This is a genomic window from Tritonibacter aquimaris (assembly GCF_009617595.1).
Taxonomy (GTDB): domain Bacteria; phylum Pseudomonadota; class Alphaproteobacteria; order Rhodobacterales; family Rhodobacteraceae; genus Epibacterium; species Epibacterium aquimaris.
Genome location: NZ_WIXK01000006.1, coordinates 172,560 through 194,142 on the forward strand (window position 1 = coordinate 172,560; position 21,583 = coordinate 194,142).

The following is a 21,583-nucleotide window of genomic DNA, read 5'->3' on the forward strand; positions in this document are numbered from 1 at the left end:
CTCCCTAAATTAGATGCTTGATACAAATCTAGCGCCTAATGGCAACTTGCGTCAATTTAAACTTTACGCGCGTAAATTTTGTAATTTAGGGAGGAAACTCAGGCCTTTATGCTGACGATCTCATGATCAGCCGCCCATCATAAAGCGTTTCGCGTCGCGAATCGGAGATCTCTTTGGTTTCAATCCGCTCCAGCAGGACGGCGGCACTTTTCTTGGCAATAGCCTCATAATCTTGCGAAACAGTTGTCAGTGTCGGGCAGGTGTAACGCGAAAACGGGTGATCATCGTGACCCGCAATGCGTAAATCACAGCCATCACCAATTCCCACACGCAGCCCTGCTTCAAATGCCGCAGAAAGCAGGCCAATGGCCAGGCGATCATTGCTGCACAGAATGGTGTTTGACGGCAGATTGCGATCCCGCACGACCCGCGTGCCGGCGCGAAATCCGATTTCCTCAAATTCCCAACCTTCGCCCTCTGCTTGGATAAGCTGTGGCTGATGTCCAAGCTTTTCCATAGCTGCGATATAGGCGTGCCGGCGCTTGAATGCGTTTGGGTTGGTTGGCGATTTCATCTCAAAAAAACTGGGCGCTTCGCCTGTTCGGCATAGGTAATCCACAACCAGACCAATGCTTTGCTCGTTGTTTGAGCCGACAAAAGCTTCGCCGATCTCATCGATGTTGGCATCAAACAGAACTGTGGGCACATCTTGGCAGAAGGCTTTGATTTTTGCATGATCGGATGCGCGCCCCAACGGTGCCAAAAGAACGCCAGCAGGTTTAATACTGCGCAGGTTTTCCAAATTGGCGATCTCCATGGCCGGGCTGCCATGCGATCCAAGCAAAACCGGGCGAAAGCCGGTTTCAATGACATGCTCTTCAATCGTGCGGGCAATTTTCGCAAAAAACGGATCTGCCAGATAGGGGACAACAACGCCGATGTTCTTGGTCAGTCGTCGATTTTGGTTCACCGCATAGAGATTGGGCTGATAGTCGTATTGCTCCAGTGCGGCTTCGATCCGTTTACGTGTCGAAGCGCGTACACTGTCCGGATCGTTAAAGAATTTTGAAAGCGTCGGCCGTGAAATACCACTCACGGAGGCAAATTCTTCCATGTTTTTGATTTTTGTGCCTGAGGTTTCTTTGCCTGACATGGGGCCTCCTTTGTCGGATTTCACTCCTCCGCTGGATTTGTGAGCTTCGATTTTATCACCATAAATAGTTTACGCGCGGAAACATAGCCCTGTGAGCTTTGGTTATGCTTTGGATCGCGTGTTCACATTCTATACGGCGCGGGTTCTGCACCAACGTGAAGGGGGGAGGGTCATGTGCGTTCGACGGTTGCAACGCTTTCAAATCAAAGTCGAAACCTGCAGATACATCACAAAGGCAGCAGGTTATTGCGATGCGTGTCAAATGAAATGACCCTCGGCGAAGAGGGTCAAAACAGTGTTCGTCACGATATTTAAATCGCTGGGATCAGAGGCCAATACAGCAGTATTTGAGCTCCAGGTAATCCTCGATCCCGTATTTGGAGCCTTCGCGCCCGGTGCCGCTTTCCTTGATGCCGCCAAAGGGGGCAACCTCGGTGGAAATAAGACCGGTGTTTACCCCGACCATGCCGTATTCCAGCTCTTCCATGAATTTCCAGGTCTGGCTGAGGTCTTGGGTATACACATAGGAAGCGAGGCCAAACTCGGTGTCATTGGCGGCGGCAATTGCCTCATCGGTATCCGAAAAGCGGAACACAGGCGCCAGCGGGCCAAAGGTCTCTTCGCGCGCGACGGCCATATCGGCTGTTGCTCCGGCAATGACGGTCGGTTGGAAGAATGTGCGCCCCAATTCGTGGCTGTCGCCGCCGGTGGCAATGGTTCCGCCTTTGGCGGTTGCATCCGCGATATGCTCACGCACCTTTTCCATGGCGCCTTCGCTGATCAGCGGGCCGATGGCTGTGCCTGCTTCAAAACCATCGCCAACCTGCAAGGCCGATACCGCAGCGGTGAGTTTGTCAACAAAGGCGTCATAGACCCCGTCTTGCACATAAAGCCGGTTGGTGCAGACGCAGGTCTGGCCAGCATTGCGGAACTTGGAAATCATCGCACCTTCGACTGCCTTGTCGAGGTCAGCATCATTGCAGACGATAAACGGCGCATTGCCGCCCAGCTCCAGCGACAGTTTTTTGACTTGCGCCGCGCCCTGTTGCATCAGAATCTTGCCTACGCGGGTGGAGCCGGTAAAGCTGATTTTGCGCATCTTTGGATGGTCACAGAAGGCTTTGCCCATCGCGGGGCTGTCATTTGACGGCACCACAGAAAAGACGCCTGCAGGCAATCCAGCCTCTTCGCCGAGCTTGGCCATTGCCAGTGCAGACAGCGGGGTCTCAGTTGCGGGTTTCACCACCATGGTGCAGCCCGCCGCCAGGGCAGGGGCTGCCTTGCGGGTGATCATGGCATTGGGAAAGTTCCACGGCGTGATCGCGCCCACAACACCGATAGGCTGTTTCATCACCAGGATGCGTTTGTCGCGCTGATGGCCGGGGATAGTGTCGCCGTAGATCCGTTTGGCTTCTTCTGCGAACCATTCGACAAAGCTGGCACCATAGAGGATTTCACCCTTGGCTTCCGCCAGCGGTTTACCCATTTCTGCGGTCAGGATCGCAGCCAGATCATCGGCGTGTTCCACCATCAGGTCGAACCACTTGCGCAGAATTGCAGCACGTTCCTTGCCGGTGCGCGCAGCCCAATCCTTTTGGGCATGAGCTGCGGCCTCAATTGCCGTGTCCGCATCAGAGACAGCGCAATTCGCCACAGAGGCCAACACATCACCGGTGGATGGGTTGAACACATCGAAGCGGTTTTGGGTCTTGATCCACTCCCCGTTAATATAGGCCGCATCGACCAGCAGATCAGAACGCTTGAGAGTTATCATTTGTGGCTCCTACATAGTAACATCGGGCGAAACCAGTCCGCCCGATGTGTCTTGATTTCCTAAGGGCTTAGGCGCGCAGATCGCCGCCCAATGCTGTGCCATCTGGCGCAGTGTCAGCACCGTCTGAGACCGCAGATGGATCTTCCATCAGGGATTTGATCACCCCCCATGCCATCAGTACAACCAGCACCGAGATCGGCAGCGCAGCTGCAATCGCAGCGGTCTGAAGTGCGGATAGGCCGCCCGCAAGCAACAGCACAGCTGCCACCAGACCCTGGGCCAGACCCCAGATAATGCGGTGTTTCTTAGGCGGGTGTGCATTGCCCATCGACAAGATGGTGGTCACAACCAGGGTGCCACTGTCAGAGCTGGTGATGAACCATGTCGCCAGCAAGAAAGTGGTCAGCGCTGAAATGATCCAGGTCAGTGTTCCGCCATCTGTCAGCAGCTCAATGGTGCCAAAAAGCGTGCCGCCCAGGTTCCAGTTGTTGACCATGTCGATCAGGCCAGCGGTGCCTGCACCACCTTCGGCGTTCAATTCGATGAACAGGGCGTTGCCGCCAAAGATCGAGATCCAGATGAAGGCCATAGTGGTGGGTACAAGCATCGCGCCGAACATGAATTCACGAATGGTGCGACCTTTGGAGATGCGGGCGATGAACATGCCCACAAACGGTGCCCAGCTCAGCCACCAGCCCCAATAGAAGATGGTCCAGCCGCCCTGCCATTTGACATCACCCGCGTCAGAGGCGGTCCAAAAGCCCATGGACAGGAATTGTGTTGCGTAATCCCCAACAGAGTTCAGCAAAAAGCCTGCGAGCCACTGCGACGGGCCTGCAATAAAGAAGAACAGGATCAGCACGATGGTCAGAACGATATTCCATTCCGACAGGATCTTGATGCCGCGACCAATGCCTGACACTGCCGACAGTGTTGCAATGATTGAAATGCCCACCACCAGGATAACCTGTGTTGTGGTGCCGGAATCCACCCCAAAGAGCACATTCATACCCTGTGCCATCTGGGTCGCGCCCAATCCCATTGAGGTTGCGATACCAAACACGGTGCCAAAAACCGCCAAAAGATCAACCGCGTGACCCGCCGGGCCATAGATGCGCTCCCCCAGGATCGGATAAAGAGCAGAGCGGAACGTGAGTGGCAGCTTTTTGCGGAAGGCAAAATAGCCAAGGGCCAGGCCTGTCAGCGTGTAAATCGCCCAACCGTGCAGGCCCCAATGGAAGTTGGTCACCCGAACCGCATCCACGGCGCGTGCCAGATCCATTTCTTCATGGCCGGCCATATCGGCAAACGGGTTGTTCGGATAACCCCAGCCTGCGGAATTGTCGAAGTAGAACAGCGGCTCTGCCACGCCAAAGAACATGATGCCAATCGATACAGACGCCGAAAACAGCATCGCAAACCAGGCAAAGCTGGAAAATTCGGGCTTTGTATCATCATCCCCAAGACGGATCGATCCAAAGCGGCTGAACATCAGATAGACGCAGGCAAAAAAGATCACGATAACCGAGCTGATGTAATACCAGCTCAACGCGCCTTCGACCCAGGAACGGATGCCGCCGTAGATTTGGCCAGCAAACTCAACATTGAGAATGGTAAAGACCACAAAGGCGGCAACCATTGCTTTTGATGCAATGCTCATTCCGTTGTGCAGGCCTTTGAAGAGCCCTTTGTCGGAGACCAGGTTGCCCCCGCCCTCCGGGTTTGGTTTGTGTGTCATCTAGTTTCCTCCCATAACGCAGGTCAAAGCATCACTTCCCATGTGATGCCGAATTGGATGCGGCTCAGCGCATCACAAACGGATCCGGGATCGGATCATCGCTTGTGCGCAGCCAAACCGTTTTGATTTTGGTGTAATCCAGTGCCGCCTGGAGCCCGCCTTCGCGGCCATGGCCGGACAGCCCATGCCCGCCAAATGGCGCAATCGGGCTGACGGCGCGGTAGGTGTTCACCCAGACGATCCCAGCGCGGATTGCACGGATCATGCGGTGGGCGCGGGTCAGGTTTTGGGTAAACAGCCCGGATGCAAGGCCAAAGGCCGTATCATTGGCGATGGCGATGGCTTCGTCTTCTGTATCAAACGAGGTGACAGACAGTACGGGGCCAAAGAATTCATTGCTCAAACACTCCGCATCCCGTGCGTCAGAACAATCAAGGATCGTGGGCGGGAAATAGAAGCCTTCCCGCTCAAGCGCCTCGCCCCCTGTGATCAGTTTTGCACCCTGTTGCAGCGAACGTTTGATCAGATGCTGGGCGGTTTGGCGCTGGCGCTCAGTACACAGCGGGCCAACTTCTGTGGCCATATCATCCGGCGCGCCAATCACGATGGCTTCGGCTTTTTCTTTCAGGCGTTTGAGAAAGGCATCTTTGATCGACGCCTGCACCACCAGACGAGAACCCGAAACGCAACTTTGCCCGGTGGCAGCAAAAATGCCGGAGATCTGCGCGTTGACCGCGCTTTCGATGTCGGCGTCTTCAAATACGATAAACGGGGATTTCCCGCCCAGCTCCAACGAGGTTGAGGCAAGGTTTTCAGCCGAATTGCGCACGATATGGCGCGCAGTTTCCGGCCCACCGGTAAAGGCCACATGCACAACTTTTGGATGGCTGGTCAGGGTGGCACCTGCAACCGGGCCACCGGTGATCACGTTCAAAACACCCTTGGGAAAGCCTGCCTGATCAAAAATCCGGGCAAACTCCAGCATCGGTGCTGGGCCTTCCTCTGAGGCTTTCAAAACCACGGTGCAGCCAGCCGCCAAAGCGGGGCCGATTTTGACCGCTGACAGGAACAGCTGCGAATTCCACGGCACAACGGCCGCCACCACGCCGATCGGTTCGCGGCGCAGCCAGACCTCCATATCCGGTTTGTCCACCGGCAGATGTGCGCCTTCGATCTTGTCGGCGAGCCCCGCATAATAGCGATAATACTCTGCCACATAGGCAATCTGGGCAGAGGTTTCACGGATGATCTTACCGGTGTCGCGGGTTTCCAGCTCAGCAAGGCGGGGCGCGTTTTCGGCGATAAGATCGGCCAGACGCAGCAAAAGCTTGCCTCTGGCCGTTGCTGTCATGCCCGCCCATTCCGGCGAGAAAAAGGCACGTTCAGCAGCGTCAACAGCCTGGTTTACGCCGTCTTCGCCCGCCTCAGGCATCTGGGCCCAGACCGCGCCCGTGGCGGGATCAAGACTGTCAAACCAAGACGTGCCATCCGAAAAGGCACCATCGATATACTGTTGAAACTGCTGCATTTTACTTGGCCTCCTTATTGAAACGCTGGCATTACATCTTTGATGAAACGCTCAAGCGATGCTTTCTTGCGCTCAAAGCTCATCGAGCTGTCGATCCAGAAAGAATATTCATCATATCCCAGCGCTTCAGACTTGCGGATCCGCTCGGTCACCACATCTGCGGTGCCAATGACCAGGCTGCGCTCCATGTTTTCCGGCGTGTAAAACGGATGGTTTGCAATGTCCTCATCGCTCAAGGGCGCAATCAGGCCCTGGCTGATGTCGCGCTCGTTTTTGAACCAGGCACCAAAGTAGTTGAAGAACCGGTTCAGCTCGACCGCCGCTTGTTTGGCGTCTGCTGTATCTTCGGCCACATAGGTATGGCGCAGCAGCATGATCTTGGGGCGTGCAATATCCGGGAATTTGGCGCAGGCATCGTTGAATTTGCCCATCAGGCTTTCAACTTCGTCATCGCCATTCCACAGCGGTGTCACCTGAACGTTGCAGCCGTTTTGAACTGCAAATTCATGGCTGTTGGGATCGCGCGCGGCCACCCAGATTGGCGGGCCGTCTTTTTGCACTGGCTGCGGCGCAGAAGTGGTTTTGGCGAATGAGTGGAACTCACCCTCCTGAGCATAATCGCCTTCCCACAGTTTTTTCACTGCAGGCACCAGTTCACGCATGCGCTGACCGGCTTCCCAGGCATCCATGCCGGGCATCATGCGCTCATATTCAAAACTATAGGCACCGCGGGCAATCCCCAGGTCCAGACGTCCTTCGGTGATCAGGTCGGTCATCGCCGCTTCGCCTGCAAGGCGGATCGGATGCCAGAACGGCGCAATCACGGTACCGGTGCCAAGGCGCACGTTTTTGGTGTGGCGCGCCAGATCCACCAGATTCAGGAACGGGTTTGGTGCAATGGTGAAATTCATCCCATGGTGTTCACCGGTCCACACCGCATGCATACCGCCATCATCTGCGATTTTGCACAGTTGGATGAATTCATCATAGAGCTGCTTTTGATCCTGATCCGGGTCAATGCGCTCCATATGAGCAAAGAGCGAAAACTTCATATTACTTGCTCCCATTTGCAACGGATTTCACTTCGCCGCTGACTTCATTTCCGAGGTAAACGCCAAAGTTTCCAAATTGGCTTTCTTGTGCAAAGCGCTCCAGCATGGTGCACATGGCCGGGTCCGCCATGTCAGCCAAAGTGCTGGTGGTGATTTCCGTAAACACACCTTTGGTCGGGGTGCCGCCTTCTGCCTTGCAGAGGAAGGAAATATGCTGGTGTTTGCGTGCCTTGTCTTCGTAGATCGAGTAGATGAAGCCAGGTTCAGCCTCAATCCCGGTGTCCGCAATCAGCTGTTTCAACGCATTGGTTGCACCATCTGACACATCTTCGCTTGTGGGCAGGGTCAGCTTGCCCTGATCATTGCCCAAAAGCAGTACCTTGCCGTCGCGCTCAATAAGTGCGGACACCACCAGATCGGTGCGCTCGCTCAGCGCTTTTGCCTCTGCAGTGGGGGCAACATAGGCACCACGGGCGTAGCCGAGACCGGGGGTTACATTGTGGTCAAAGGCTTTCACCTCACCGATCAAAATCAGATGGTCGCCTGCATCGACGGTTTTGTGCATCGCGCAGTCAAACCATGCCGACACCCCCTCCAAAATAGGGGAGCCATGCGGGCCATTTTGCCACTCCACAGCGGCAAACCGGTCTTTGATCGGGCGGGCAAATGTGTTGGACACCTCGATCTGATCCTCAGCAAGGATATTGACCCCGAAGGTTTCTGCCTTGGCAAAGCTGTCATAGTTGCTTGAGGTATTGGCCAGGCACACCAGAACCATCGGGGGATCGATTGAGACCGATGTGAATGAATTGGCGGTGAAACCCAGCGGGTTGCCGCTGTCGTCATAGCTGGTCACAACGGTTACGCCGGTCATAAAGGTGCCAAACGCATTGCGCAGTGCGCGCGGGTTGTTCAGCATTTGCGGGTCAAATTGGCTCATGCGACGTTTTTCTCCTCAAGCGGGGTTTGCAGCCACTCCTCCAGCGCTGCATTCACGGCGTCTGGGGCCGTTAGATTTACCATATGACGGTGGTTTTTGATGATAACGGCACGCCCGAGGGGGGCGGCCTCTGCCATGGCCTGCGACATCTCAGCCGATGAGTTGAGGTCACCATCACCGGTCAATGCAAGCAGCGGGCAGCGGATGTGGGCAAACCCATCTGCATAAACGGCGTCGCCGTGGGCAAAGGCGGAGTAGGCGGTTGCATAGCCTTCGATCCGCACGGTTGAAAGCCAGTCAGACACTTGTGCACGGGCGTTTTGTTCAACGTCCGTGTCGCCAAACCAACGTGTCAAAGGGGTCTCGAGATCAAATGATCCTTCAGAGATTTTCTCAGCGCGCGCTTTTACGGCGGCGCTGGCAGCTTCGTCGCGGCAAAATACACCGTTCAAAAGCGCCACACGTTCCAATCGTTCCGGGTGGGTCGTTGCAAACCCGCCAGAGATCAGCGCACCCATGGAATGGCCAGCCAGATTGACGCGATCCAGTTTGAGCGCATCCAATGTCGCCAGCAACCAATCCACAAAAACGCTCAACGCAGAGCCGCTGGGGATGACATCGCTGCCGCCATGCCCCGGCATATCCAACGCAATCACATGGTGGGTCTCACCAAAGGCCTCCAGCTGCGGCTGCCAGGATGCGGATTGCATGCCAACACCGTGGATCAAGACCAGTGGCGCGGCTTTCCCTTTGTGGGAAAGCCCGACCTCACGATAGGTCGTTTTGCCAAATGGACTAGACAGCTGCAGGGTTTTCAACGTCATGTCCCAATTCCTTAAGGTCTTGATAACGATCGCCAATACGGTGATGCGGGCGGCCACCAATAGAGGCACCAAGCGCAATTACAATCTCGTCAGGGCCGGGCGCGTCCGCGACCTGCAGCTGAATGGTCAGATAGTGGCTGCGACGACCGCCATCGTTTTTATCCATCAAAGGCACCTGCAATGAGGCGTTTGCCGGGCCGCGGGTGTTGGTGAAGGCCAGGTAGGATTTTGCGCCCACCGCCTCGCGGTAGAAGTTCCCGAACCGCAGCGTGTGGATCAGCGCAGAGCCGTGCTCGACTTCACCGTTTACACCAACAATAGCGCCTTTGCCGTAAGCTTCGACTTTGTCGCCACCGCCTGCAGCTTCAAGCACCATATCCGTCAACAGCTTGCCCAGGCCCGGCGCGCAGTCGTGAATGGCGGGTTTCAGGTCTTCGACAAACCCCATCCCGGCCCAGGGGTTTTTGATCACGGCAAGCGCTGCGATCATTTTGAGTGGGGTCTCAGCGACCTTGCCCCCTTCGATCAGGGTGTTTTCCACGTGAAGCAGCGTTTTGCGGATTTCTGCGGGCATTGAGGCTCTCCTCTGTGATTCTCTGGCTGTAACATGGTATACCATCATACATTATGTCAATCACACCTTGATAAGATCTCGCAACACTGCTAGCGATTTGGTCATGGACACGACACCAATGGCGAAAATTGAACAGCCTCCTGCAACGCTTAGAGACATGGTTCAGGAGCGATTGCGTGAGGCGATTATTGAGGGTTTTTTTGAGCCTGGACAAAGGCTTGTGGAAAGACCTCTTTGCGACCAGCTCGGGGTGAGCCGCACGGTAATCCGTGAAACGATGCGGTATCTTGAAGCCGAAGGGCTGGTTGAAATCCTGCCCGGTCGCGGCCCCATCGTGGCCACGATCAGCCAGGAAGATGCGCGCCAGATCTTTGATATCCGCCGGATGCTTGAGACCTCAGCGGCAGAAACCTGCGCCGATAAGATCGTGCCGGAGCGCGCTGAAGCGTTGCAAACGGCCTTTGACCGCCTGAAGCAGGTGGGCAGCACAAAGGCACCGGGGGAGTTGTTCAAAGCAACCGCTGATTTCTATTCGGTCATCTTTGAAGGGGCGGGACATCACATCGCCTGGGAAATCGTGCAGCGTCTCAATGGGCGGATCAGCCGGTTGCGGATGATGACCCTTTCCACCCAAGAGCGCAAACGCCCCGGCATCGTTCATATGGAGCACATCTGCGCGGCCATTGTTTCAGGTGATGCCGCCGCCGCGCGTCATGCGGTCGAAGAACACCTGGAAGACACGGCAGCAGTTGCCAGCAAGCTGCTTTCAAAGGATGCCGAAAATGACTGATCAGCCCAAAGCCTATTGGATTGCCAATGTCACTGTCACCGATCCAGATGCCTATACGGGCTATCAAGAGCTTGCACCTGAGGCCTTTGCCAAGTTTGGCGCCCGGTTTCTGGCGCGTGGGGCGGCGCAGTCGCTTGAGGGCACAGACTGGCAGCGCCGGGTGATTATCGAATTTGACAGTATGGAGCAGGCGCGGGCCTGTTACGATTCCGATGAATACCGCGCCGCCCGCGCGCGGCGCAAAGGGGCCTGCACGGCTGACATCGCCCTGATCGAAGCTCTGGTCTAACTCAAACCAAACTGGATGAAACATGGAAGACTTGTTTGAAACTGGCCTCGCGCAGCGCAAGGCCACCCTTGGTGCTGAATACGTCGAAAACAATCTGGCGGCCGCAGATGACTTTACCCGCCCGTTCCAAGAGGCGATGACCGCCTGGTGCTGGGGCTTTGGCTGGGGAGATGATGCGATTGACGTGAAAACGCGCTCGCTGATGAATCTCAGCATGATTGGTGCATTGGGCAAAATGCACGAATGGGAACTGCATCTGAATGGGGCCATCAACAATGGCGTCACCAAAGATGAAATTCGCGCGGCGATTCATGTCATTGCGATCTATTGCGGTGTGCCGCAGGGGGTTGAATGTTTCCGCATTGCCAAACGCGTTCTGGCAGAGCGTGACATGGCGTAAGCCACTCGTTGTATTTCCGGATCCGTTGGGGCGCTGCTGTTTGCAGCGCTCTTTTTTGTGGCGGGTATGGGGTGCACCCAGATTGTCTTGCAGCCCGATTGCAGCTCTTGGTCAATAAACCCCTTCCGTATTGCTGGTTTGTGTGGAACAAAACGAGAATATGGAGGTGGTTCGATGGCTCAGCTGAAAATAGACAACCCCACTGCGCGCGCCCTGTGGTTGTCGTCGCATGGGCTTGCGCAGACCCCAACCGGTCCATTGGATACGTTGGAGCTGATCCAGCATCTGGGTTTTGTTCAGCTCGACACCATTCAGGTGGTGTCACGCGCCCATCACCATATTCTGTGGAGCCGCAATCAGAACTACCGCGAGCCCCAGCTAGATCCATTGCTGCGCAACACGCGGCAGGTGTTTGAACATTTCACCCATGATGCATCTGTACTGCCGATGGCGTTTTTGCCGCTGTGGCAGCGCCAGTTTCAACGCATGCAGCAACGGGTTGCGCGCTCCAGCTGGTATGGCAAACATCTTGATCCCGATCTCATTGCGCAGGTCACGCGACGGGTGCGCGAAGAGGGGCCGCTGTCGACGCAGGATTTCAACACCCAGGTCGAGGGGGCCAAAACCATGTGGAAGCGGCCACCTCATAAAATGGTTCTGGATTATCTCTGGTATTCTGGCGTCTTGGCGACCTCGCACCGTGTTGGCTTTACCAAAGTTTACGACCTGGCAGAGCGGGTTTTTCCGCAGGATCTGCCCCAGCTCAGCGATGACGCGCAGATCAATGGGCTGTGCACAGCGGCGCTTGACCGTCTTGGCTTTGGCACCGCTGGCGAGATCCGCAAGTTCTGGGATGCCTGCGACGCGCCTGAGGTCAAAACCTGGCTTGAGCGTGAAAACGCGCCTCTGGTTGAGGTGGAGCTACAAGGGGCTGATGGCAGCTGGAGCAACGCCTTTGCCTGTCCGGATATTGAGGCACGGATTGCCGCGCTGCGCGATCCCACCAGCCGTCTGCGTATTCTCAACCCGTTTGATCCGGCGATCCGCGATCGCAGCCGGCTCAGCCGCTTGTTTGGGTTTGACTATACGGTTGAAATGTTTGTGCCCGCCGCCAAACGCAAATGGGGCTATTATATTTATCCGCTGCTGGAGGGGGGCCGTTTTGTTGGCCGGGCTGAGATCAAGGGGGATCGCCGTGCTGGTACGCTCACGCTCAGTAAGCTCTGGTTTGAAAGCGCGCGTCTGGATACCGCAAAGCGCAGGCAGAAACTTGCAGCAGAGCTTACGCGCCTTGCCCGCCTTGCGGAGCTGCAGCAGGTAATCTGGCTGGCGTAACCCCGGCCTTTTTACGCGATACTGTCGATGATGATTGCGGGCATCACTGGGGTGGTGCCGATTTTTCCGACCCGACTCACGGGTTAAAAACCCTTGCTTGATGTTTGTTGAATCAGATGTTTGCGCGCAAACTAATGATATAATGTGCGTTGTTCTTCTGTGGGTCGAAATTTTTGCTGATTTTTGAGATGTGTAATATATTGTTTTAAATGTTTAAAATGAACTGATGTTCAATTTTAGTGCAGTGTGGTGTGTCACGTTAGGGAATTTATTGCGCAATATTTGCGTTTTGGTTTATATCCGTATTTGGGCATGTAGCGTTTCGTGATTTTAATGATCCTGCGCTTGTGCCGAGTTGATAGGGAGGGGTTTCCCCTCGGAGGAGAATATTATGAAAATGACCTTCACGCGCCGCGCAGCCCTGGCTGCGCTGACCTCTGTTGCGGCCCTTGCTGGGGTGGCATCCACCGCAGCGGCAGAAACCGTTCGCCTGCGTTTCCACACATTCTACGGCACCGAAATCGATCCGATCGCGAAGAAATTCCGCGATACCGTAAAGGAAAAATCCGGCGGCTCGCTGCGGATCCAGTATTTCCGCGGTGGTGAACTGGTGGCGTCTGACCAATTTGCCGATGCTGTGGCAAAAGGCACTGTAGATATCGTGCACGGTGCGGGTGGCTATTGGTCCGGCAAAATTGACGTGGGCAACATCGAGGCGGGTCTGCCTGGTGCATGGGCCAGCGTTGATGAGGCAAAAGCGCTGTTCGGAAGCGAAGAAGTGCACAATTTGCTGAGCGAAGCCTATGCCGAAGCGGGCACTGTGTTTCTGGGCAAAGGCTATGGTCACAACTACGATCTTCTGACGTCCGAGCCGGTGAACTCCCTGGAGGATCTGAAAACCCGTAAGATCCGCGCAACCTCCAACGTGGCCAAAGTGCTGTCTGCCTTTGATATCCCAACCGTTTACCTGCCCGCGCAAGAGCTTTACATCGGCATGTCCACCGGTGTGATTGATGGTGCGATCTATGGTGGTCCGGTTGAATACGAACAGCTGAAACTGCACGAAACCGCCAAAAACTACACCTTCCTCAACATGCTGATGCCGGGCTGGACCGAAACCTTCCTTGCAAACCCAGCATCTTGGGAAAAGCTCTCGGATGAGCATAAGGCGATCCTTGATGAAGCCATCGCGCAATTTGCCGATGACATTCACCAGTGGCTGGCCGAGGGCAACTCTGGCGTGGCCGAAGGCACCTTCGAATACACCACTCTGCCAGAAGCGGATTCGATTGCTCTGACCCGCGCATCACAAGCGGTCTGGGCTGAAGAAGCCGAACGCTCCGAGCGCAACAAAGCGCTGGTTGATGCGCTGATTGCCAACGCCAAGGCACACGGGCGTCTGTAATCATGACCCTGGTGACACGGTATCTTGTCATCCAGGATGGTCTGTCCGAGTTTGTCGGGCGGGCCATTTCTTGGCTGGCACTCATGATGATTGCCGTGCTGATGCTCGAAATCATCGCGCGCTATTTTCTGAACTCACCAACCATCTGGGCGCATGAAACCAGCACCATGCTTTATGGTGCGTTTTGTATGCTCGCTGGGGCGTATACGATGCGCCATCAGGGCCATGTGCGCTCTGAGGTGATCTACGGCATGATGGGGCCGCGCGGCAAAGCCTTCTGCGACACCATTATCTATGTGCTGACGCTGATTGTGCTGGCGGTTTTCTTCAAGCTCGCGGTGGAGTTTGCTGCCGAAAGCTGGGCTGTGCGCGAATATTCCAACAAAAGCATCTGGCAACCGGTGATCTACCCGATCAAAACCGTGATCCCCGTTTCGGTGGGATTGGTGATTTTGCAAAGCATTGCAGAGCTTGTGCGTGCTGTTCTGACGCTCTTGGGCGTGGATTATGAGGATCCGCGTGAACCGGATGCTGAGATCGACCCGGCGCTGATGGATAGCGCCCCAGAGTGATCCAGAGCGATCTGGAATAGGGCGGGGGGCCGTCCGGGAAGGACTAAAAATGATTGAACTCGATCCGTTGGCTGTGACCGCGATCATGTTCCTGTCGATGCTGGGTTTGATGGCGCTGGGTTCGCCGCTGGCCTGGGCGTTGACAATTACCGGTGTGGGCAGCGGTTATATGCTGTGGGGGCCGGGGGGGCTCGATCTGCTGGTCAGCTCCACCTATAGCGCCATGGATAATTTCCTGCTGGTGGCGCTGCCGATGTTTATCTTTATGGGCTTGGTGTTGCAGCGCTCAGGGATCACCGATGATCTCTTTGAAATGATACACAAACTCATGGGTGGCGTGCCCGGTGGGCTTGGTGTTGGTACCGTCATCATCTGTGCGCTGATTGCGGCTATGGCTGGGGTGTCGGGCGCGGCAACGGTGTCTTTGGGCATCATCGCGCTGCCTGCGATGCTGAAACGCGGCTATGACAAAAAACTTGTTACCGGCACCATTATGGCAGGGGGCGCGCTTGGCTTTCTGATCCCGCCGTCTGTTTTGATGATCATCTATGCGTTTCTCAGCCGCGACTCTGTGGGCAAACTCTTTGCTGCGGGTCTGATGCCGGGCCTGATGCTTGCGGGCATTTATATGGGCTATGTGCTGCTGCGCTGCCGTCTGAACCCGGATCTGGGGCCGCCCGCACCCGCAGAAGAGCGCTTTAGTGGTATCGAAAAGCTGAAGTCCCTGCGCCATCTGATTGGTCCGGGCGTGCTGATTGCTTCGGTGCTCGGTTGCATCATTGGGGGTGTCACATCACCGTCTGAGGCTTCGGCGATTGGGGCGTTTGGGTCTTTGATCATTGCTGCGCTGCATGGGCGGGTGAACTGGGACATGCTGCGTTATGTGATGGCCACCACAGCCAAGCTGATGGGCATGCTGATGTGGATCACCATTGCGGCAGTGTTTTTCTCCAAAGTCTATGTGGGCCTTGGTGCAGGCATGATCGTGGGTGAGCTGATCGAAGATTTTGAGCTCTCGCCGATGTTTGTGATCATTGCGATGCTGGCCACCTATTTTGTGCTCGGCATGTTTCTGGATGATTTTGCCATTGTCTTTATCACCGTGCCGCTGTTTGTGCCGATTGTGCGCGATCTTGGCTATGACACCACGTGGTTTGCGGTGCTGTTCATCCTGTCGATGCAGTCTGCCTATCTGACGCCGCCCTTCGGCTATAATCTGTTTTACATGCGCTCAGTGGCGCCGCCGGAAATCACCATTGGTGACATCTACAAGGCCGCGATCCCCTTTGTGCTGTTGCAGATCATGGGGCTGGGGCTGGTGGTGGCCTTCCCGCAGATCGCGCTCTGGCTGCCGGGGCTGCTGTTTTAAACTAAAAAACCGCCGGGTCGCCCCGGCGGTTTTTTTGTGTGCGCCTAGTATGGTTTAGGCTTTTGGCAGCTTTGGTGCGGATTTCTCCAGCGCAAGCTCTGCATCGGAAAACACCCACGGTCCCCGCACACCTTTGACGCCTTCAGGCTCAATCACCATGCCGCGCGCCTTGATCTGCGGATCTTCAAAAGCTTCCTCAATCGAGTTGATCGGCCCGGCGGGCACCGTGGCCTCTTCCAGCGCAGCCAAAAGCGCGGCAGAGCTCCAGCTGGCAAAAGCGCGTTCAAGCTCGAGTGTCAGCAGCTCACGGTTGGTGAGGCGGGTGTCATTGGTCAGAAAACGCGCATCTGTTGCCAGGTCTTCGCGATTGATCACACCACACAGGCGCTGGAACTGGCCGTCATTGCCCACCGCCAGAATGATATGGCCGTTCTGAGTTGGCAGCACCTGATAGGGGGAAATATTGGGGTGGTCATTGCCTTTGCGCATCGGGCTTTTGCCCGAACTCAGGTAGTTCATCGCCTGATTGGCCAGCATCGCGGTGGCGCAATCCAGCAGTGACATATCAATATGCTGACCTTTGCCGGTGCGGTGACGTTGTTCAACTGCCGCCAGCACCCCAATGGTGCCATAAAGCCCGGTCACCACATCGGTCACAGCGACACCAACCTTCTGCGGCTGGCGGTCGGGTTCACCGGTGATCGACATCAGCCCCGACATCCCCTGAATCAGGAAATCATAACCTGCGCGTTTCGCATATGGCCCATCCTGGCCAAACCCGGTGATAGAACAATAGATCAGGCGCGGGTTCAGCTCTTTCAGGCTGTCATAGTCCAGCCCGTATTTTTTCAGCCCGCCAACTTTGAAATTCTCAATCAGAATATCCGCATCCGCCACCAGCGCGCGCACTTTCTCCTGGCCTTCTGGGGTGCGGAAGTCAGCGACAATCGCGTCTTTGCCGCGGTTTGCGCTGTAGTAATAGGCTGCACTTCTGTCGTCATCGCGCTCAATAAACGGAGGGCCCCAGGTGCGGGTGTCGTCGCCTTTTTCAGATTCGACCTTGATCACTTCGGCGCCAAGGTCCGCCAGTGATTGGCCGATCCAGGGGCCTGCCAGAATGCGGGCCAGTTCAACAACCTTCAGACCTTCAAGGGGGGATGACATGTGCTATTCCTTCTTAGGGGCAGGGTGGGCCTGCAGTATTTACAGGTAGGGTGGGGTGCAGGCCGAAACTACCTCGGCCGGGCGGTCTGATACATTGCGGAAACGATGCGGCTCGCGTGAGTTAAACAGATAGGCGTCCCCCGCCTTGAGGATGCGCGCCTCATTGCCCACGGTGATCTCAAGCTCGCCCGCGATAACAATGCCACCTTCATTGGCTTCATGCTCCAGCATCGTTGCGCCGGTGTCCGCGCCCGCTTCATAGCGTTCATGCAGCACCTGTAGCCCATGCGCCTTGGCATCGCCCACCTGTTTGATGGTGATCTTCTGCTGGGCTGCTTCGTCGCCTTGATACAGCAAAGATGTCAGGTCGCGCATTTCAGATGGTGTAAAGAAGGGCTGCTGATTCTGTACGATTTCGGGTTCAAAAAACTCCGACATAGTAATGCCGAATCCACCAAGTATCTTGCGCAAGGATGCCACGGATGGGCTGCTGCGGTTGGTTTCGATCATCGAAATCTGCCCATTGGGCACGCCAGCCGCCTCCGCAAGTTGCCGTTGAGACATGCCGAATTGGGTTCTGAGCGCTTTTAGACGTCCGCCTACATCAAATTCTTCGGTATCCATGGTCAATCTCTTTGTTTCGCTGCCTTGAGTATAGGAATCTGATGCTCTTGCGCAATTTATTACTAGAAAAACTCAAAATAATGAGCAATGGTGCACGGCAAATTAGAGCAAGATTAGGAGGAGAATCTGACATGAGCCTCACTCAAACCCTGAAAACCCGCCGCGAAGCCGCCATTGCAAATGGGGTGGCCACCCGCGGAATCTATGCGGCGCGCGCCGAAAATGCCGAACTCTGGGATGTGGATGGCAACCGCTTCATCGACTTTGCTGCGGGTATCGCGGTGAACAACACCGGCCACCGCCACCCCAAAGTGATGGCCGCCGTTGCCGCACAAAGCGAAGCCTTCACCCACACCTGTTTCCACGTTGCCCCCTATGAAGGCTATGTGGATCTGGCCGAACGCCTGAACGCGCTCACCCCCGGTGATTTCGTCAAGAAAACCATGCTGGTGACCACCGGCGCCGAAGCGGTTGAAAACGCGGTCAAAATGGCGCGTGCCTATACCGGCCGCTCCGGTGTGATTGCCTTCTCTGGCGCTTTCCACGGCCGCACCCTGATGGGCATGGCGCTGTGTGGTAAGGTGAACCCGTACAAAAAAGCCTTTGGCGCAATGCCCCCCGAAGTGGTGCACGCTCCGTTCCCCAATGCCTTCCACGGTGTCAGCGTTCAAGACAGCCTGGATGCGCTGGAACTGCTGCTGCGCTCCTCAATCGACCCCGAGCGCGTCGCGGCCATTATTCTTGAGCCGGTACAGGGCGAAGGTGGTTTCAACGTGGCCCCGCCTGAGTTCCTGCAAGCCCTGCGCAAGATCTGCGACACCCACGGCATCTTGTTGATCGCTGACGAGGTTCAGGCCGGCATGGCCCGTACCGGCACATTGTTTGCCTTTGAACATTCAGGCGTGGCGGCGGATCTGGTGACCATGGCCAAAGGTCTTGCTGGTGGCTTCCCGCTGTCTGCTGTGACGGGCCGCGCCGAAGTGGTTGATGCAGCGCCTGCAGGCGGCATCGGCGGCACCTACGCAGGTAACCCGCTTGCAGTTGCCGCGGCCAATGCAGTGCTCGACGTGATCGAAGAGGAAGGCCTGTGCAAACGCGCCACTGAAATCGGTGACCGCATCAAAGCGCGCCTGAATGATATCGCGGCGCGCCCCGGCAATGAAGCCATCGGTGATGTGCGTGGCCTTGGTGCCATGGTCGCGTTTGAGCTGGTGACAGATCGTGCCACCAACGCGCCGGATCCTGCACTGACACAGGCGATTGTGGCGCAGGCCGAATCCAAGGGTCTGATCATCCTGCCCTGTGGCACCCGCGCCAATGCTGTGCGCCTGCTGCCGCCGCTGACCACACCGATGGAACAGGTGGATGAGGCGCTGGATATCCTGGATGCCTCCATTGAAGGTGCGATCAACGCGCTGGCACAGGCCGCCGAGTAATCGCAGCCCTGGGGTGGTTGCAGGCCAGGGGGGATCCCTGGCCCAAGATGACCACAGGCCCATGACCTTCCGACCACTGCGGGCACCATCCATTTTCCCGCTGGTCGATCCGGGACGCCAACATGATCCCCAGTTGGCGTCCCCCTTTTTGATCTTTAAATGCCGATGAGCGAGCTCATGAAACAGAACCTTATTGCCGGCCAATGGCTGGATGGCGCAGAAGCTGCGGAAAACCTCAACCCGGCCGATATCTCTGACTGTATTGGCGTTTATGCCCGTGCATCAGTTGAACAGGTGAATGACGCCGCACAGGCCGCGCGTGCTGCTCTGCCCGCGTGGTCTTCGGCGTCGCCGCAATTGCGCGCGGACCTGCTAGAAGCGGTGGCGCAGGCGCTGTTTGCCCGCAAAGACGAAATCGGCACCCTCTTGGCCCGCGAAGAGGGCAAAACCCTGGCCGAAGCCATCGGCGAAACCGCCCGCGCGGCGCAGGTCTTTCGCTTTTTTGCCGGTGAAGCCCTGCGTGTGGGCGGTGATGCGGTTGCATCCGTGCGCCCCAACGTGGATGTTGAGGTGCAACGCGAACCTGTTGGTGTGGTTGGCCTGATCACGCCGTGGAATTTCCCGATTGCCATCCCCGCCTGGAAAATCGCCCCGGCGCTGGCCTATGGCAACACGGTGGTGTTTAAACCCGCAGATCTTACGCCTGCTTCGGCGCATATTTTGGCGGAAATCATCCACGCAGCAGGCTGCCCGGCGGGTGTGTTCAACCTTGTTATGGGGCGTGGCTCCGTTGTTGGGGATGCAATTTCCACCCATCCCGAGGTCGACGCGATCTCCTTTACCGGCTCTGTGCCTGTGGGGCGTGATCTTGCCGTGACCGCCGCGCGCGGCATGAAAAAGATCCAGCTCGAAATGGGTGGCAAAAACCCCATGGTGGTGATGGATGACGCCGATCTTGATATTGCGGTGCCCACCGTTCTCAATGGTGCGTTCTTTTCCACCGGTCAGCGCTGCACCGCTTCCAGCCGCATTATCGTGGATGCGGGCATCCATGATGCATTTGTGGAACGGCTGTTGCGCGACATGGGCGCGCTCAAAGTGGGCAACCCGCTGGACAGCGCCACTCAAATCGGTCCGGTGGTGTCGGAAAAACAGCTCAGCAACAACCTTGAGTATGTGAAACTCGCAGGTGCTGAGGGCGCAGAGGTCATCGGCGGCGAACGTCTCAGCCACGAAAGCGTTGGCTACTTCCAGGCTCCCGCCGCCTTCCTCAATGCAACAAATGATATGCAAAGCAGCCGTCAGGAAATCTTTGGCCCCTGTGCCTCCATCATCAAAGTCGCAGGCTTTGATGAGGCGCTGGCCGTGGCCAATGACACCGAATTTGGCCTGTCCTCCGGCATCTGCACCAGCAGCCTGAAATATGCCCGCGAATTCAAACGCCAAAGCGAGGCAGGCATGGTCATGGTCAACCTGCCCACCGCAGGTGTCGATTATCACGTGCCCTTTGGCGGTCGCAAAGGCTCCTCGCATGGCTCACGCGAACAGGGCCGTTATGCGGCGGAATTCTACACCGCCCTCAAAACCAGCTACAGCTTTGCAGGCTGAGCTTTTTAATACGGAGATGTCATGACAGACCAGGCCTCAACAGCATCCATCAAAACCGTGGGCGTCATTGGCGCAGGGCAGATGGGAAACGGCATCGCCCAGGTCTTTGCGGCCTGTGGCTATGACGTATGGCTGAACGACATCTCCGACAGCGCGCTGGAGCAGGCTCTGGCGCGCATCAATCGCGGCCTCTCGCGGCAGGTGGAGCGTGGCAAGCTCACCGATGATGCCCGCGACGCCACACTTTCGCGGATCAGCGCCACCACCGAATTGGCCGCGCTGGGAGAGTGCGATCTGGTGATCGAGGCCGCCACCGAACGCGAAGAGCTGAAAAAACAGATCTTTGCCGCGCTGCTGCCGCATCTTGGTGAAGATGCCATTCTGGCCACCAATACCTCTTCGATTTCCATCACCCGTCTGGCGGCGGCCACCGATCGGCCCGAACGTTTCATTGGGCTGCATTTCATGAACCCGGTGCCGGTGATGAAGCTGGTGGAACTTATCCGTGGAATCAATACCGCAGATGAAACCTACCAGCAGATGCTTTCTCTGATTGACAGCATCGGCAAAGAGGCCGCCACCTCTGAAGATTACCCCGCCTTTATCGTCAACCGCGTGCTCATTCCGATGATCAATGAAGCGGCTTATGCGCTTTATGAAGGGGTGGGGGATGTGGCCAGCATCGACAAGGCGATGAAACTGGGCGCCAACCATCCCATGGGGCCGCTTGAGCTGGGGGATTTCATCGGTCTGGATACCTGTCTGGCGATCATGCAGGTGCTCCACGATGGGCTGGCGGACACCAAATACCGCCCCTGTCCGCTGTTGGTGAAATATGTCGAAGCAGGGTGGCACGGCCGCAAAACGGGCCGCGGGTTTTATGACTATCGCGGCGAAACCCCGATCCCCAGTCGGTGATCATAACCAAAGGATACGCCCATGAAGGTCTTGGTACCTGTAAAGCGCGTGATTGATTACAACGTTAAGGTTCGTGTGAAAGCGGACGGC

General features: G+C 56.4%; 20 protein-coding genes. 10 read left to right on the top strand and 10 right to left on the bottom strand.

Annotation, left to right across the window (positions count from 1 at the left end):
• Positions 1 to 106: 106 nt before the first annotated feature.
• The 8 genes from GG681_RS13290 to GG681_RS13325 all read right to left on the bottom strand — a co-directional run bounded on the left by GG681_RS13290 (position 107) and on the right by GG681_RS13325 (position 9,583).
• Complete coding sequence (locus tag GG681_RS13290; protein ID WP_235899942.1) at positions 107 to 1,153, bottom strand: LacI family DNA-binding transcriptional regulator; 1,047 nt, start codon at positions 1,151 to 1,153, stop codon at positions 107 to 109.
• Between the two features lie 325 nt (positions 1,154 to 1,478).
• Entirely contained in the window at positions 1,479 to 2,927 is a 1,449-nt protein-coding gene (locus GG681_RS13295; RefSeq protein WP_153548505.1) for an NAD-dependent succinate-semialdehyde dehydrogenase, read from the bottom strand.
• A gap of 67 nt (positions 2,928 to 2,994) precedes the next feature.
• Positions 2,995 to 4,665 carry a BCCT family transporter gene (locus GG681_RS13300; RefSeq protein ID WP_153548506.1) on the bottom strand — a complete coding sequence of 557 codons (1,671 nt, stop codon included), beginning with the start codon at positions 4,663 to 4,665 and terminating at the stop codon, positions 2,995 to 2,997.
• A 64-nt stretch (positions 4,666 to 4,729) separates the two neighbouring features.
• Positions 4,730 to 6,193 (bottom strand): aldehyde dehydrogenase, encoded by a 1,464-nt coding sequence (locus GG681_RS13305; protein ID WP_153548507.1) that lies wholly within the window; start codon positions 6,191 to 6,193, stop codon positions 4,730 to 4,732.
• A gap of 14 nt (positions 6,194 to 6,207) precedes the next feature.
• Positions 6,208 to 7,245 (bottom strand): LLM class flavin-dependent oxidoreductase, encoded by a 1,038-nt coding sequence (locus GG681_RS13310; RefSeq protein WP_153548508.1) that lies wholly within the window; start codon positions 7,243 to 7,245, stop codon positions 6,208 to 6,210.
• A 1-nt stretch (position 7,246) separates the two neighbouring features.
• Positions 7,247 to 8,185, bottom strand: coding sequence for a flavin reductase (locus GG681_RS13315; protein ID WP_235899944.1), 939 nt, complete (start codon positions 8,183 to 8,185; stop codon positions 7,247 to 7,249).
• Positions 8,182 to 9,009 carry an alpha/beta fold hydrolase gene (locus GG681_RS13320; protein ID WP_153548509.1) on the bottom strand — a complete coding sequence of 276 codons (828 nt, stop codon included), beginning with the start codon at positions 9,007 to 9,009 and terminating at the stop codon, positions 8,182 to 8,184. Before GG681_RS13320 ends, GG681_RS13315 begins: the two co-directional genes overlap by 4 nt.
• Entirely contained in the window at positions 8,981 to 9,583 is a 603-nt protein-coding gene (locus GG681_RS13325) for an amino acid synthesis family protein (protein WP_153548510.1), read from the bottom strand. Before GG681_RS13325 ends, GG681_RS13320 begins: the two co-directional genes overlap by 29 nt.
• A gap of 157 nt (positions 9,584 to 9,740) precedes the next feature.
• On the opposite strand from GG681_RS13325, the gene GG681_RS13330 reads away from it, so the two are divergent.
• The 7 genes from GG681_RS13330 (at position 9,741) to GG681_RS13360 (ending at position 15,743) form a co-directional block, all read left to right on the top strand.
• Positions 9,741 to 10,373, top strand: coding sequence for a GntR family transcriptional regulator (locus tag GG681_RS13330; protein WP_328593386.1), 633 nt, complete (start codon positions 9,741 to 9,743; stop codon positions 10,371 to 10,373).
• On the top strand, positions 10,366 to 10,662 hold the full coding sequence (locus GG681_RS13335; protein WP_153548512.1) for a DUF1330 domain-containing protein: 297 nt from the start codon (positions 10,366 to 10,368) through the stop codon (positions 10,660 to 10,662). Before GG681_RS13330 ends, GG681_RS13335 begins: the two co-directional genes overlap by 8 nt.
• Before the next feature lie 22 nt (positions 10,663 to 10,684).
• Positions 10,685 to 11,062 (top strand): carboxymuconolactone decarboxylase family protein, encoded by a 378-nt coding sequence (locus GG681_RS13340; RefSeq protein WP_153548513.1) that lies wholly within the window; start codon positions 10,685 to 10,687, stop codon positions 11,060 to 11,062.
• 174 nt (positions 11,063 to 11,236) lie between these two features.
• A complete protein-coding gene (locus GG681_RS13345) occupies positions 11,237 to 12,397 on the top strand; it encodes a winged helix-turn-helix domain-containing protein (RefSeq protein ID WP_153548514.1) in 1,161 nt (386 codons plus the stop codon).
• A gap of 391 nt (positions 12,398 to 12,788) precedes the next feature.
• Positions 12,789 to 13,802 carry a TRAP transporter substrate-binding protein DctP gene (gene dctP, locus GG681_RS13350; RefSeq protein WP_153548515.1) on the top strand — a complete coding sequence of 338 codons (1,014 nt, stop codon included), beginning with the start codon at positions 12,789 to 12,791 and terminating at the stop codon, positions 13,800 to 13,802.
• 2 nt (positions 13,803 to 13,804) lie between these two features.
• Positions 13,805 to 14,374 (top strand): TRAP transporter small permease subunit, encoded by a 570-nt coding sequence (locus GG681_RS13355; protein ID WP_153548516.1) that lies wholly within the window; start codon positions 13,805 to 13,807, stop codon positions 14,372 to 14,374.
• A gap of 49 nt (positions 14,375 to 14,423) precedes the next feature.
• A complete protein-coding gene (locus tag GG681_RS13360; RefSeq protein ID WP_153548517.1) occupies positions 14,424 to 15,743 on the top strand; it encodes a TRAP transporter large permease in 1,320 nt (439 codons plus the stop codon).
• A gap of 54 nt (positions 15,744 to 15,797) precedes the next feature.
• Here GG681_RS13360 and GG681_RS13365 read toward each other — a convergent pair whose 3' ends face one another.
• Together GG681_RS13365 and GG681_RS13370 are read right to left on the bottom strand one after the other, a co-directional pair.
• The gene (locus tag GG681_RS13365) at positions 15,798 to 16,907 is read right to left on the bottom strand and encodes a CaiB/BaiF CoA transferase family protein (RefSeq protein WP_153548518.1); all 1,110 of its coding nucleotides are present in this window, start codon (positions 16,905 to 16,907) and stop codon (positions 15,798 to 15,800) included.
• A gap of 39 nt (positions 16,908 to 16,946) precedes the next feature.
• On the bottom strand, positions 16,947 to 17,531 hold the full coding sequence (locus GG681_RS13370) for a cupin domain-containing protein (RefSeq protein WP_153548519.1): 585 nt from the start codon (positions 17,529 to 17,531) through the stop codon (positions 16,947 to 16,949).
• Positions 17,532 to 17,662: 131 nt separating this feature from the next.
• Here GG681_RS13370 and gabT point away from each other — a divergent pair, with 131 nt between their 5' ends.
• The 3 genes from gabT to GG681_RS13385 all read left to right on the top strand — a co-directional run bounded on the left by gabT (position 17,663) and on the right by GG681_RS13385 (position 21,493).
• Positions 17,663 to 18,967: a 4-aminobutyrate--2-oxoglutarate transaminase gene (gene gabT / locus GG681_RS13375; RefSeq protein WP_153548520.1), complete on the top strand. Its 1,305-nt coding sequence runs from the start codon at positions 17,663 to 17,665 to the stop codon at positions 18,965 to 18,967.
• A gap of 177 nt (positions 18,968 to 19,144) precedes the next feature.
• A complete protein-coding gene (locus tag GG681_RS13380) occupies positions 19,145 to 20,575 on the top strand; it encodes an aldehyde dehydrogenase family protein (protein ID WP_235899945.1) in 1,431 nt (476 codons plus the stop codon).
• Between the two features lie 21 nt (positions 20,576 to 20,596).
• Entirely contained in the window at positions 20,597 to 21,493 is an 897-nt protein-coding gene (locus tag GG681_RS13385; protein ID WP_153548521.1) for a 3-hydroxybutyryl-CoA dehydrogenase, read from the top strand.
• Positions 21,494 to 21,583: the final 90 nt, after the last annotated feature.